The following is a 14953-nucleotide window of genomic DNA, read 5'->3' as shown; positions in this document are numbered from 1 at the left end:
ACTCTAACATAATAATCTTTCTTACTTCTTTCTGAAATCTAACAGTTGTGTAAGATTTAAACTAACTTTGGAAGGAATACAGAAAAACAGGCACCTTTTTCTGGTTTTGAGCTTACTTTAATATACCCGCTCTGGGCCAGAATTATCTCCCTGGTTATATATAAGCCGATTCCCACCCCTTCCTCCTGATTCACCCCCACTGAGCGGTAAAACCGACCGAAGATTTTACTATGTTCTTCTTCTGGTATACCTATCCCGTTATCTATAATATCGATACGGTAAAACAACTCATAAGGCATTGCGGATATGGTAATGCTTCCGCCTTTCGGTGTATATTTTACCGCATTATCCAAAATATTATAAAGAGCTTCCGTTGTCCACTTGCTGTCAAAAAAGGCAGTACCCTCACCTTCCTTATTTTCTATGGTGATGTCCTTTGCGGCAGCTTTTAGTAGTATTCCTTCCAGGGAATCCCGGATTAACTGACTGACCGGATTTGGTTTTGGTACTACAGATATAATTCCGGTTTCCAAACGAGAGATTTTAACCAAGGCGCTGATTAAGAAATTCAGTTTTCCCGACTGGGTATAAATCTGTTGGATGCAGTCACTATATTCCGCTAAAGGCTCGGTATCCAGGAATTCATTTTCTAACAAAAGCTGTGAATATAACAGGATGTTTGCCAAGGGTGTTTTCGTCTGGTGAGAAATATCTGAAATCAGGGCTTTGATTTTATCTTTTTCCTCCGATAAGTTCTTTGAAGAAACCGTACTAATGCTTAAGTACCGGTTTAATTTAGTTTCTATTGCTGATAGTTTTGATTCATCATAGAGGTGTTCTGTAAAGCTGCCGCTTATGGCACGGTCTAACATTTCATTCAGTTTGTCCATGGTCCTGTTCACTCTGGTCCGATAGAGAATGATAATAAAAAGAGTCACAATTATGCATATAACGATAACTCCTATCATAATATTACCCGAATTCAGCCCCATACTAACTTACCGCCCATACATAACCGATTCCATACACAGTTTTAATATACTTTGGTTTAGAGGGTATATCCTCAAGCTTATCCCTTAACCGCTTTATCGTAACGGATAAGGCATTCTCATCAACAAAAGCCCCCTCGTCTGACCATATCTTATTAAGCAGAAGCTCTCTGGGCAGTGTTCTTCCTTTATTCGCACAAAGAATCTTGAGAAGTCTTTGCTCTGTTTTACTAAGTTCGATCAAGGTTCCGTCTTTCCGAAATTCCATATTTTCAAAATCAAAATCCATCTCATCTACGATAATGTGTTTACCAGAAATTCTGTAATCCTGCTTTAACTGATTATTCACCCTTGCCCTTAATACCATAAGGCTAAAGGGTTTGGTCACATAATCATTAGCACCGAGTTCAAGACCTGTTACAATATCGGTTTCCATATCATTGATGGTTAACATAATCACTGGTATGTCGGAAGATTCCCTGAATGTTTTTAAGAAGTCAAACCCATTACCATCCGGCAGATTTACGTCTAGTATCAGTAAACTAAAGTGATTCACTTCCATCAGCTTTTTTGCCTCAGAAAGTTTAAAAGCCTGGGAGAATACAAAGTCATCCTGCCTTAAAGCCAGTTTAATCCCATTACTTAAAGAGACATCATCTTCTATTATTAAAATATGCGGCATTGTAACCCTCCCATATGGTTATTTTCTTAAATAATTCTTGATCGAGTGTCAAAAGGTGAATTTTGTGATAAAACTCTGAACCACATTTTTCGTACTTTTACCGATTCTATCAAATTAACTTTTCATATAGCTTGAACCATTTTAGTCCATATTCCTCCAACCCTAAATCAACGGTGCTTATATATTGATAGCCTGATTTTTCATATAAATGTATGGCTGGTTCATTCTTTTCATATACATCCAGACGGACTGCCCTCATCCCCTGCTTAAGCCCTTCTTCCTGTGCAAACGCCATTAACTTCTTACCGATTCCGCTGTTTATGTATTCCGGATGTACAACCAGGGTGTGGATTACATAGATTTTGGAATAATCATTCTCCATCTGCCACTTAGCTTCCTGATATGCTGTCTCCGGTTCATGGCTTAGTATTATGGAACCTACTATTTTGCCATTATATTTAGCAGTATATAAATGCCTGGCTTCTATGCCTCTTACTGCATTCTCTCTGACCGGATAAATACCTTTTAACCATCCTGGATAATTGGTATGTGATGCCAGATAATCATTTAAATCATCATAAAGCTGTGCTAATTCATCAATGTCTTCTTCTATACCGTAATCTATTTTAATATCCATTATTAAACCTCTTCTTTCATTCTCTTCTATGTCTCGTTTTTCAATCATTTCTTATAATCTCTTCTTTCAACAATATCTTTTAGTCTCTTCTTTCTTCAATATCTATTAATCTCTTCTTTCAACAATATCTATTAACCTCTTTTTTCATCAATATCGATTAATCTCTTTTTTCATCTTTTACAATCAACCTTTTTTGCACTCTTCTTTTTACCAATCATTTTATCACTATCTATCGTATCAGGCAACAGCCAGGACAAAACTACAGCCACAAACTGTTACTCGTCTGTGGCTGCTTCCATTATCATAAAATTGAATTCATAATCATATAAATACGGGGCGGTTTCTAAAAGTATCTTTCTTTTTTCTTCCTCTGTACACTTTATATGAATGACCTTATTCATTTCATCAATTTCCTGTTCCATATTTGTTCACTCCTGCAAGACTGGTATATGGTACTATTATATCATTACCACCTGTTTCTTTGCCAATCTATTTTATATAATTTCTCCAAAAATATTTTCCTCCAGTATTCCAAAGCCCCAGTTCTGATTTGGATAATTCATAGCCTCGTCTCTCTGGGCACTGCTGGTAAAAATATAACGTATAAAAGTACAATCCATATTTGGTAATCTGCCGTTTATAACTCCCCATTCCATTAATCTGGCAGCTATACCCGCAGCATAAGCCGCTGCCATGCTGGTTCCTGTATAGAATTCAAACGTATCTAAAGAGGTCGGCGCGGCGATATTAACACCCGGAGCGGCAATATCCGGTTTGGGTTCATTGGTTTTTGTAAACCCCTTGCTGGCATAATAATACAATTCCATATTAACAGGATCATATGCGGTAACGGTAATTAAGTTAACTGTATTGCCAGGAACCGATATGGTCGTATCGTTATTGGGATTCATAAAATATATGTCCTCGGTGATAAACTGATGTATAGGAAGCCAGATATGAAATTTATTTAACAAATCATAAGAACCCGAGACCCGAAAACTCCAAAGTCCTGCCTGGGTATTCCGAAACCGGAATAAAATCAGCTGAGAGCCGGCAAATGGTTCCTGGACCCGGTTATCGATATAAATAATCGTATTATTGTAGTATACAGAAATTGTATCCAGCTGTTTGAAGGATCTTGACAGATGATATACCAGATCACCGTTAGGAGCTATGACATCAACTGCCAGTAAGTTGGGAGGATATCCCCATAACTCCATGCTAAAATCCTCATTATCGTTTCCTACCTGTAATTCTGCAGTATTAAAATAATTGGGTGAACTAATTTCCCCATAATAATGACCTTTCCGGTTTCCTTCCTCACCTGCTCCGATTATAACAGCAACTCCCGCTAATTCTCCGACATCCGATATATATCTGCTGATAAAATCCTGTCCCATATGTGAACCCTGACTGGAGGCAAGCCCAAGACAGATTACAATGGGTCGCTGCAGACTATAAGCTACCTCTAGTAAATACCGGATTCCCATCATAATATCACATTCTTCATAACACAAGGTATCCTCGGTAATACCGAAGAAGTCCTTTAAATACGGTTTTGCTGATTTTAACTTCACTACGACAAGTTCCGAATGGGGTGCGGTACCGGAAAAATTGTACTGACCATTATAAAATCCCGCAGCTATACCAGCCATAGCAGTGCCCTGCCCATTTGATTCTGTACTTGGTACAATTGCCAGAGGATTATCTGATTTTAAGGCCTCATTAATCTGTTCCCTGGTAAATTCTGTTCCGTAATATAAATCCGCCGGATATCGGTCCGGAGTCTCAATGGATTGATCCCATATGGATATAATCCGGGTAGTTTTATCTTCATAACGGAAAACCAGGTTCTGGTAGTCAATCCCACTGTCAACAAATCCTAATAGAACTCCTACTCCCGTATAATCATAGGATGTAATATTATGCACATAATAGTTATTTCCCGGTTCTGTAGTAGATGTATTCATTACCCCATATAATTTGGGGATTGAGGCATAACCGAATTTATAGACTGCATTGTAGGTCATTTCGTTTACAGGTATATTTAATACAGCATACCTCTGATTTATGATATTGTAGGAGGCATTGGGATAATCACTCAGTGCCTCCTGATTATAATTATAGTCAAAGATTAAGTCTGCAAATTCATTACTGGTTATTTTATAACTCTCTTCTGCAGTCATATTGTATCATCCCGCAATACTTCGTTTATTCATTCTATGAACCCTAGAATACTATAATGCCAATAATGCCAATTTGGTAATTGCGAAACTATTTAGTTTTCTGAATATACCCTACAATGAATACGAATTTCATAGCTTTAGTTGCCCTCTGGGCGAGCCTCATCTAGGAGGTCAATTCCGTTCCATTATAGCTTTTTTCTATCAATTACTTCTTTTATCCCTTATATATTCCAGTCCTTTATTCACTGCCGCCACCCGGTTATTGACTCCAAGTTTTCCATATAAATTAATAATATGGGATTTAACCGTTGCCAGGGAAATATATAGTTTCGCTGCAATCTGCTTATTGCTGCTGCCCTGAGCCAATTCCTTTAATACTTCGATTTCCCTTTCCGTCAAGTCACAAAGATCCCTGCAGTTTCTTAAACTCTCCTGGTTCATCTCTGGTTTTCCCATATTCATTATAAAATCCCATTCTTCTTCTGTAAGTTTCTTTTTTAAATCAAGTTCAAATTCTTTTTTTAGTTTCTCGGTTATGTCTTTTTCAAACCAGAAGGGATGTGCAATTTCATTCTCGACAGCATAGGAAATGCTTTCTAAAAACAGATTCAGAATTTCTCTCTTATTCCCGCCTTTTCTGTTAAGAATCCTGGCTTTCAGCAAATCACCCTCAATTATCTTCATTTTGTTCTGGGATTTTCTTGCCGTTATAATCAGTGAATTGATAACCTCCAAAGCCTTATCTTCCTTATTATTCTCCAGTAAAATAGTGGCAAATAATAATTCACAATCCATCTGTTTTACATCAATTTCAGAGTTTTCATAACTGTCTGCAAACTGTTTGGACAGTTCCATATGACTCCCCCGGCAAATGGGATATCTAATTATTTTAGCGCAGTAATAGATATTTTTGGACAACTCCCCGCCAATGACCTCCATAAGTATTTGCTCAGTTTTGTCATTCTCCCCGGCAAGGTAATAATATTCAGCCAGGGTATACAGGTAAGCCTTTTCGATATTATCAGAATCTGCCGGTAATGATTTTCTGGCCGCTTCCAGGGTTTCATAGGCTTTATGCAGCTTTAGCTGCCTGATATAAACTCCGCTGATGCCGATATAATAAGAACTGGTAAGTGAGGGTATCTCTAAGAGCATTGACTCCATTTCCTGATACCGTTTTAAGCATATATTCAACTCCCCTATATCTTCATATATCTGGGTCATTACTGCCATTACATAAATTCCGATGTAGATATTTCCTGTCTTATGATACGTTTCCTGTGCCATGGTAAGGTATTCCAGCGCCTCGTTATAATGTGAGGTAGCATATAGAAAATAAGCCTCTTTTATTAATAGGAAGGAGGTTGTTACCGGATTCAGATGCAGTTCTTTAATCTGGTCTAAAGACAGTACCTTGACCAGCCGGAAATTAGAAAAATCTGAAAAAAACATATCCGTATGCTTAAAAGCTTCAAAAATTTTATTTTCCTTAATATTATTTAAGACAAACCAGTAGATTTTTTCACAGACCTCGGCATCCGTACCAGCATAATAGCAAAAAAAGTACTGGAATGCAAAGTCCACATTACCGGCAATTTCCTCCATGGGAACCTTCATCATATAAGCATAGGTTAAGGCTGTCTGAGGCATTGACAATAACTGTTCCATAATTTTGCCATAGTCTTTTACAGCAAATAGATGATACAGACTCTCTTCGTAATCCCCCGCATCATAATAAATTTTTGCAGCCAGCCTTTGCAGGGCTTCCTTATCCTTTAGACGGTCTGCCATTTTACCCAGGTATTCTGACAAGATAGAATGGTAACGGTAAACTCTAGCTGACTCATCCATATGGATAACAAACAGATTTTTCTTTAAGATGGATTCCATCATGGATAGAAAAGAGACCTCCGGAAGATATCTACGGCAGAAATCTTCATTAAAATACCGAAGGATTCCAGTCTTTACCAGGAAATCCTGTTCTTCCACCGATAAGTAGACAAATATTTCATGGGTAAGATAATCATCTATCATTCGGTCTGAAATGCTTAGCCAAGGGGCATTGCTGTCCCGGTCTTTTAACGAAACGGCAAGGAGCTGAAGTCCTACGATCCATCCTCCGGAGGCCTCTATCATCTCATTAAAGTGCCCGTTATCTTCCTTAAGGTCCATGGTATTTATCAGAAAGTCCATACTTTCTTCTCTTTTAAACCGGATCGCTTCTTCCTCTAATACCAAAATACTGCCCTCTGCAGCCATGCTCCCAAGATAAATAGCAGGGAGATTACGGGTAAGTAACACCAGGTGAAGATTCTCCGGTAGATTTTCAATAAAATAATCAAGAGTGGAAATCAGAAAAGGTTCGGTAATCATATGAAAATCATCCAGTACCAGTATGATATTGGTATCATGATTTATTTTATTAATAAACAAGGGCAGAAAATGCCATAAATACTCTGTCTGGATATTGCCGTCAAAATATTCAAAAAGATCGTTTTTTACATCCTGAATAAAATCTTTCAGCGCTTCCAGCACATATCTCCAGAATATGAATACCTGGTTTGCATTATCTTCTAAGGTTATCCACCTGGCATTATTTGGTGCCTTTTCCTTAATAAAACTGGAAAGAAGGGTAGTTTTTCCGCTGCCTGCTCCTGCTTTTACCAGAGTAACTTTATACTCTGTCATCTTTGTTAATTGTTCAAATAAGGCATGTCTGCTGATATAATTTTTTCTAGGTTGTGGCATCCTTAGTTTAACAGATATAATCGGATCCTTGAGTTCCATATGAGTTTCACCGCCTGGCTTTTGCCTGTTTTGGGTACAGGTCATTTATTCTTAGTTCTTATTTTACGTTTTATTTTTTATGTGGTCAAGATTTTGTAATTTATTTAAGTAACTAATTCTCCTTTCTAATAAAAATTTACTTTTAAATTATTGTACTTATAGATGGCTCATAATAACTAAAATGACGTACAACCAGGAAATCAAGGAACTCATATATTCTTACATTTTATTATAAACCAATCTTTCCTTTCGTTTATTTATGATACACATAATCCCGATGTGTCTTTATACAAGCTGCCATGAGAAATACTATGGATAGAGCGAGTATATAAATGAGTTCAAGCCCTGTATTACCGGTTAATTTCTTTTTTTCCAAGGCATCGGCAAATAGGATAAAATCTTTCTGTGGAAGTATATACAGGATTTTATTAAACAGGCTGCTTGATTTGGCAAAGGAATAGAAGCTGCCTGCTAATATGGAAGTCAGTACGATTACTGAGGAGCCAATCATATTAGGGGTATCTGTTTCACAGAACAGGGAGTTTAGGAATAGGGCAAATGTGGTTGATAAGAATGCAAGCAGAACAATTAAAAGTACATATTGTAACAGTGTAAATCCTATGGATACTCCTGCTAGTTTAGCTGCTGCTATAACTGCAAAGGAGGGGATTATGATAAGCAATATAATAAATAGTCCGTGCCCTATGAGATATTCCAAAAAAGCGATGGGAGACATGACTATTCTCTCGATTCTGTGTTTTTCTTTATCCTCCCCGAATAATCTTGCGTATAAAACTCCCTGCATCAATAAAAACATCATCATGTATCCTATGATATTGGTCCCTATCTTTCTCTCCTTTGACAAGTCTGGCACAAACGATTCCGGGTTCTTTAATGCACTTAATAATAGTGTTTTGTAGTCATCACCTTTTATGGTATCTATTGAGTATGCTCCGTTTTTATAACTGACTACGACATCATAACGGTGAAACAAAAGGTCTGATTTAGGCGGCGCTTCTTTCAGTGGGGTTACATTAAAGTATTTATTTTCGGTGAACCGGGATACTTCTTCTTTGCCCTCGGCAGAATTGGTAATCAGGGCGATATTCCCTTTTATCTGAACATGATTCATCAGGGCGATGGCTGCCACAACGGAGCAGATGGTAAGGAGGGTTGAGGCAATTAAATAACTTTTTTCTACCATAAGCCTTGCCCAGTTATTTTTCATTATAGTTAACATATACAATCCTCTTTTCTGAATGTTTTACTGCATATAATCAGTACTGTCAGGATACATATTCCCAAACCTGCCATGACGGGGATAAACCAAGTGTAATTACGGTCATAAATCATTCCAAATGCGGCTTTTGCAAGCCATTTTGACGGTGAGATATAACTGATTGCCCGTACTGCCTTCCCGTAACCGTCTACCGGAAATATTAATCCTCCAAGGATGGCAAAGAGATTGATAAAGATACTTAATATCTGATTGGCCATTGCTTCTGTTTTAAAGATACAGCAGAACATTACCCCCAAAGCGTTAAAGAAAAATTCTCCCAGTATAAGCATAAGAATCAGCTCCGGTACAGCCTCAACATGAATATGGAACAGATTAAATAATAGTATCATATCAAAGGTATGACAGATTAAGGCAAATAAAAAAGAGGAGATTATCTTGGATAAATAAATAACAGATTCACTTCCCGGGGCATAAATAATACGCATATTTGCCTTACGGATACGTTCCTCCATAAATGCATTGGCAGAGGTCATACCGCTTGAGGTAACAGCATAAATCATTAAGCTGATGCCATAATAATCATAGGAAGTAATCTCACTTCCATAACTGTCTTTGTTCAAAAATCCAAGGATGATAATAAGCAGGATGGGAAATACCGTACTGTAAAACATCCACATAGGATTTTTAAACAAATTCTTTAAATCTTCTTTGGTTATAATCCATAAATTTTGCATATTAACCTCTATTCTTGCGCACGCTCTTTGCGCATACCAAGTTTGTGGTGCGCAAGCACAAACTTGCGGTTGAAAAATTTATTTTTCAACCTAATCCTCCTAGTCCCTTAAACTTTTTCCGGTCAGGCGTAAAAATACATTTTCAAGACTGGCTGTCCGGCAATACAAGTTCACGATTTTGGTTTTGCTGTCTATTACAATGGCAATGATTTTATCCAGGTTTTCCACATTCTTAAGGGTCGTTATAATAAGTTCTTCTGCTTTCTTTTCCACTTTTTTAACGCCTTCTACTTTATAAAACTCATCGGTATTTAAGTCTTCGTCTTCTTCTACTTCCAGAATAAACTGCCTTTCTTCAAAGATTTCTTCCTTCAGGCTTTCCTTGGTGCCCTCGGCAATAATGGTGCCGCTGTCCATAATCAAAATCCGGCTGGATATTTCCTCTACTTCTTCCATGTAATGAGTGGTATATAATATAGTCATACCACTTTTACTTAGCTTCTTTATTGAGCTTAAGATATGATTTCTGGACTGGGGATCGATTCCTACGGTAGGTTCATCCATGATAACCAGTTCCGGTTCATGGGCAATGGCACAGGCAATATTAAGTCTTCTCTTCATACCACCGGAAAAGGTTTTGGCTTTCTCATTCTTTTTCTCATACAACCCTACGAATTCCAAAGCCTTATCGGTCTTCTCTTCCAATTCTCTTCCTCTTAAACCATAAAGGGAAGCAAAAAACCGTACATTCTGTTCTGCACTTAGATCTTCATAGATCGCCAGTTCCTGGGGAACAACTCCCATATGCCGTTTAAACTCTTTTAAATGCTTTTTCACATCCTTGTCCTTATATTTTATAACCCCTCCCTCATATCCTAATAATCCGCAGAGAATATTAATGGTGGTACTTTTTCCAGCACCATTTGGTCCCAGGAAACACAATATCTCCCCTTTATTAACTCCAAAGGATATTTTTTGCACTACTTTCTTTTCTCCATAGCTTTTTTCCAGTCCATCGACTTTAATGATAGCCTCCATACTCTTTTCTTCCTTTCTTTTCTTTTTGTAACCACAGTATATAAAATATGGCAAAAGAAAAAATCAACCGTTCGGTTGATTTTAGAGGTTGAGATTGGTCATAGGATTCCTGCTTTTATTATCTTAAGATTCCTAATATTTTGATTATATTTTACTGTTAACAGTTATATATTAAACAAAAAAGGTAAAAGGTAATAGGATGTCGCAAAGATTGCATTATGACAGGAAGTGGTAAGAAAAAAGTATCTTCACACATCCTTATTTGAGGCAGTATCGCAGGCCGGCCTGCGATATGCAATGGGGGTAAAGCGTGAAAGAAGATTTAAGTAAGAAAGGTTGCCATTTGTGGATTCTTTCACCCTTTTATTATTTGAGGCAGTATCGCAGGCCGGCCTGCGATATGCAATGGGGGTAAATTATGAGAAAATATAAACTGGTGATTATATTCCTAGGAGCACTTTTTTTAATGGTTTGTTTTATTCTATTACTTGCAGGAAGGGGAAAATTCTCTTCGGCTCCCATCATCATCCTGGCCGGAGTATTTATTTATGTTATTCTTCTAATTACGGCCTTTATATTTATTGATAATAATTCCGTAAATTCCTATAATGAGGTTAATGAGTTTTATAATCTGCTGCACCGCTCCCTTATACCAACAAAATACACAGCACAGGAATCAGGGAATATAGCTCTAGATCCTTCTGATCCGAATTCTAAAAACACGAACTTAAATCCTAATGTACCAAATAATTCGGGTTCAATTGATTCGAATTTAATAAATCCGGTTTCTCAAAATTCCGATACTACGGAAACCACGGATATTTTAGAATTAATGTCCATTAATATGAAAGAAATCAAGGAATATTATGTGTTAAGCAAAAATATGGCTAAAAGTTCCTTCCGGCTCTCCGTATCCATGTGTCTGCTTGGTTTTACATTAATAGCATCCTCTATTATTTCGATCTATATTTTAGATATTAATCTAGGTTCTGCCGTGGTTCCTGCAGTAGGCGGTGCCATTGTTGAAGTAATTGCCGGTACTACTTTGATTGTTTATAAGCAGTCCCTTGACCAATTAAATAAATACTACGAAGCTTTACATGATAATGAACGTTTTCTGTCTGTCGTTAATATAACTGATAAAGTTTCTCCCGATAAAAAAGATGATGTATACCTGGAAATTATACGAAGCCAGTTAAACCAAAAAGATAATTTTATCTCACAATAACTTGATAAAATCGGCCCTAAAGCTAAATTAATAGCATAATCAATGCTTTCTTAATCACCTTAATTGCTGATTTTATCAAGTATACCAAGACAAAAACAACTAGGAAGTTTGAATAATTAACTAAATCCACTGTATAAAAGCGGTTTTATCCTTACGGTTATACCCTGCCTGTTCATAAAACTTCAAGGTACTCTCACTTTTAGAACCGGTTAAAAGCATAAGTTTATAGCAGTTTTCTCTTAGAGCCAGGTCCTTAGCATAATTTAAGCAGGACGTAGCCAGCCCCCGTTTTCTGTAATCACTGTCTGTAACCACATTTTCAATCAGAGCATAGGGCTGCTGATTATGGGTAAGATTGGGTATAATTACCACTACAAGGGAGGATACTATCTTACCATCTTCCTCCGCAACTATAATATGCTGCTCCTTATCAGCCAGGATTCTATCCCACAAGGACAGTAATTTATCATCCTCTTCCGGCAGGGGATTATCATGGAGTTGCCTGTATAATTGGAGTAATCCTTTTAAATCATCGTATTTTATTTCTCTTATCATGCTGTTTGCTCCTCGTCTTATAGCATTTCGTAAGTCGTTTCTGTCTTTTGATCGAAATCCAGTCCCATTTTATTAAGCCATTGGGTTCTGGTAATTCCATAATGGACAACATCCTGAAAAACTCCCTTTATCTTCACTTCCTGAAGTGCAATGCCTTCATAATTCATCCCGCTTTTCTCCATCACCTTGCCGGAACCTTCATTACCGGCATAATGAGTCGCTTCGATACGGTTAAGCTCCAGTTTCATAAAACACAATTCCAGTATAACGGCTAAGGCTTCTGTCATATATCCATGATTCCAGTAGTTACGGTTAAGTACATAACCAAAGCTGGCTTTTTCATGTCGTGGTTCAATTCGGATATCAATGCAGCCGATACATTGTCTGCTTTCCTTTAATTCCAAAGCATAGACTCCAGGCTTGGAATAATAGGCAAAAATAACTCTTTCTGCTTCCTCCAGATCACGAATTCCCGGCCATATCAGGTACTTTAGTGTCTGTTCATCACTCCCATAGGCAAGTACAGACTCCTTATCTTTCATGTTAAACTTTCTAAGCAGTAACCGGTCGGTATGAATGTTCATATTCTTACGTATTATGTCGTTATAATTACTTTTCATAAATTCACCTAAATAAACTGCCTTCCATAACAACGAAATATGACTTAGAAGTTCTATTCCAAGTTCTGATAAAGACAGCACCCTTCCGCCATTAATCCAATTACGGGATGAGGTCTTTTTTTCTGTAACCCCAATGCATTCTTTAATACCTTATTCATTTAAGATTGAAATTATTTCATTCGTGTCCTTATAACTGCCTATTTATCGAAAAACTAGTTTATACCTTATATAATAATACAGAATTTGGTAATTATCAATCTTTTCATGGTATAGTTTTTATACCGGTTAAGCCTTTTCCCTGATTTCCCTTACTAGTCTTTCAATCAAATCTTCAATTTTTAGATTTCCCTGTTCACCCAGTTCCCTATTTCTTACGGCAACGGTTTTATTCTCCATTTCCTTTTCTCCAACAATCAACATATATGGAATCTTTAAAAGTCTGGCCTCACGGATTTTATATCCGATCTTTTCATCCCGGTTATCAAGCTCACAGCGGATACCTTTTGATTTTAACTGGTCAAGAATCAAGGCCGCATAAGGCGTAAATTTTTCAGAAATAGGAAGAAGCTTTACCTGGACCGGCGATAGCCACAATGGAAAATTACCGGCATAATGCTCAATCAATATACCAAGAAAACGTTCTATGGAGCCGAAAATAACCCGATGTATCATGATCGGTCTGTGTTTTTCTCCGTCAGCTCCTGTATATTCAATTCCAAAACGGAGAGGCAGCTGAAAATCCAGTTGAATCGTACCGCACTGCCAGGTACGTCCTAAGGAATCCTCCAAATGAAAATCTATCTTCGGACCATAAAACGCACCATCACCTTCATTAATGATATATTCTATATCCAGATCCTTAAGTGCTAATTTAAGGCTGTTTGTTGCCAGTTCCCAGTCTTCTTCACTTCCGATACTGTTTTCCGGTTTCGTAGATAGTTCAACGTGATATTTAAAGCCAAATAATTGATAGACTTCATCAATCAGCCTGGCAACTCCCTTAATTTCCTCTCTTACCTGCTCCTCGGTCATAAAGATATGGGCATCATCCTGAGTAAAGCATCTGACACGGAGTAACCCATGAAGTGCTCCTGACATTTCATGGCGGTGGACGAGACCTAATTCCCCTACCCGCATAGGGAGATCCCGGTAGGAATGAGGGAAAGCGTTAAAGACAAGCATTCCACCCGGACAGCTCATGGGTTTAATTGCAAAATCTTCCTCATCGATTTTCAGCGTATACATATTTTCTCTGAAATGAAACCAATGACCGGAAGTCTCCCACAGCTCCCGATTTAATATAACTGGTGTCTCGATTTCTACATAGCCTTCCCGCTCATGAAGCTCCCGCCAGTACTGTATCAGTGTATTCTTAAGTGTTAAGCCTTTTGGAAGAAAAAAGGGAAAACCCGGTCCTTCCTCCAGTAATAAAAACAACTCCAGTTCCTTTCCCAGTTTTCTATGATCTCTTCGTTTGACTTCTTCCAGCCGATTAAAATAATCCTCCAAATCTGCCTGTTTTGTAAATGCAGTTCCATAGATTCTGGTAAGCATTTTATTCTTTTCATCTCCATGCCAATAAGCTCCTGCAATGGTAGTCAATTTAAATGCTTTAACCTGTCTTGTATTCATAAGGTGAGGTCCTGCGCACAAATCCACATACTCCCCTTGTTGGTAAAAGCTAATCTCCTGGTTCTCCTTTAAACCCTCTAGTAATTCCAGCTTATACGGCTCATTCTTAGCCTTTAATAGTGCTTTTGCTTCTTCTTTTGGCAGCGAAAACCGCTTTATGGGGAGTTCTTCTTTTACTATCTTTTTCATTTCTTTTTCCAGTTCTGTTAGATCTTCTTCTGAAAATGGAAGCTCTCTGTCAAAGTCGTAATAAAAGCCTTCCTTAACCGCAGGTCCAATCCCAAGTTTTGTGTCTGGATATAAGCGTTTTACCGCTTGTGCCAGAATATGGGCTGAAGTATGCCAGAATACAGACTTTCCTTCCTCTTCATCTAAGGTCAGGATAATTAACTCACAATCATTTTCAATTATAGTACGTAAATCAACTGTCTCTCCATTCACCTTTCCGGCACAAGCTGTTTTTGCCAAACCTAAATCCTTTACTGCTTCCATTACCGTAACCGGACTTTCATATTCACGGATGGAACCGTCTTTTAACCTAATCTTCATTACACCTTTTCTCCTTTTCATGATGATAGGATTCGAGTGCCAAACATATAATTACCTTTGACACTTGAATCATGAT

13 protein-coding genes are annotated in these 14953 nt (G+C 37.7%); 1 reads left to right on the top strand and 12 read right to left on the bottom strand.

The genetic code is table 11. The annotated features are described in order from the left end of the window. Positions 1–56: 56 nt before the first annotated feature. From QA584_RS06395 to QA584_RS06355, 9 genes are all read right to left on the bottom strand, one after another. The gene (locus tag QA584_RS06395; RefSeq protein WP_278273679.1) at positions 57–992 is read right to left on the bottom strand and encodes a sensor histidine kinase; all 936 of its coding nucleotides are present in this window, start codon (positions 990–992) and stop codon (positions 57–59) included. A gap of 1 nt (position 993) precedes the next feature. After that, a complete protein-coding gene (locus QA584_RS06390; RefSeq protein ID WP_278273678.1) occupies positions 994–1671 on the bottom strand; it encodes a response regulator transcription factor in 678 nt (225 codons plus the stop codon). A gap of 109 nt (positions 1672–1780) precedes the next feature. Beyond that, positions 1781–2356: a GNAT family N-acetyltransferase gene (locus QA584_RS06385; protein ID WP_331487851.1), complete on the bottom strand. Its 576-nt coding sequence runs from the start codon at positions 2354–2356 to the stop codon at positions 1781–1783. Between the two features lie 227 nt (positions 2357–2583). Next, positions 2584–2730 carry a hypothetical protein gene (locus tag QA584_RS06380; RefSeq protein WP_278273677.1) on the bottom strand — a complete coding sequence of 49 codons (147 nt, stop codon included), beginning with the start codon at positions 2728–2730 and terminating at the stop codon, positions 2584–2586. Between the two features lie 72 nt (positions 2731–2802). After that, entirely contained in the window at positions 2803–4494 is a 1692-nt protein-coding gene (locus QA584_RS06375) for a S8 family peptidase (RefSeq protein WP_278273676.1), read from the bottom strand. 201 nt (positions 4495–4695) lie between these two features. Beyond that, positions 4696–7281, bottom strand: coding sequence for a helix-turn-helix transcriptional regulator (locus QA584_RS06370; protein ID WP_278273675.1), 2586 nt, complete (start codon positions 7279–7281; stop codon positions 4696–4698). 253 nt (positions 7282–7534) lie between these two features. Continuing rightward, a complete protein-coding gene (locus tag QA584_RS06365; RefSeq protein WP_278273674.1) occupies positions 7535–8521 on the bottom strand; it encodes an ABC transporter permease in 987 nt (328 codons plus the stop codon). Beyond that, positions 8515–9255 carry an ABC transporter permease gene (locus tag QA584_RS06360; protein ID WP_278273673.1) on the bottom strand — a complete coding sequence of 247 codons (741 nt, stop codon included), beginning with the start codon at positions 9253–9255 and terminating at the stop codon, positions 8515–8517. The genes QA584_RS06365 and QA584_RS06360 overlap by 7 nt, the downstream gene beginning before the upstream one ends. Before the next feature lie 99 nt (positions 9256–9354). After that, a complete protein-coding gene (locus tag QA584_RS06355; RefSeq protein WP_278273672.1) occupies positions 9355–10293 on the bottom strand; it encodes an ABC transporter ATP-binding protein in 939 nt (312 codons plus the stop codon). Between the two features lie 418 nt (positions 10294–10711). On the opposite strand from QA584_RS06355, the gene QA584_RS06350 reads away from it, so the two are divergent. After that, a complete protein-coding gene (locus QA584_RS06350; protein ID WP_278273671.1) occupies positions 10712–11521 on the top strand; it encodes a TRADD-N-associated membrane domain-containing protein in 810 nt (269 codons plus the stop codon). A gap of 120 nt (positions 11522–11641) precedes the next feature. Here QA584_RS06350 and QA584_RS06345 read toward each other — a convergent pair whose 3' ends face one another. The 3 genes from QA584_RS06345 to thrS form a co-directional block, all read right to left on the bottom strand. Further along, positions 11642–12076 (bottom strand): GNAT family N-acetyltransferase, encoded by a 435-nt coding sequence (locus QA584_RS06345; protein ID WP_278273670.1) that lies wholly within the window; start codon positions 12074–12076, stop codon positions 11642–11644. Between the two features lie 17 nt (positions 12077–12093). After that, positions 12094–12696: a GNAT family N-acetyltransferase gene (locus tag QA584_RS06340; RefSeq protein ID WP_278273669.1), complete on the bottom strand. Its 603-nt coding sequence runs from the start codon at positions 12694–12696 to the stop codon at positions 12094–12096. A 285-nt stretch (positions 12697–12981) separates the two neighbouring features. Then, positions 12982–14877: a threonine--tRNA ligase gene (gene thrS / locus QA584_RS06335; protein ID WP_278273668.1), complete on the bottom strand. Its 1896-nt coding sequence runs from the start codon at positions 14875–14877 to the stop codon at positions 12982–12984. Positions 14878–14953 lie beyond the last annotated feature (76 nt).

It is taken from the genome of Anaerocolumna sp. AGMB13025 (genome assembly GCF_029689925.1).
Classification (GTDB): domain Bacteria; phylum Bacillota; class Clostridia; order Lachnospirales; family Lachnospiraceae; genus Anaerocolumna.
The sequence above is the reverse complement of the archived record's forward strand: the minus strand, read 5'-3'. Positions and strand labels throughout refer to the sequence as shown.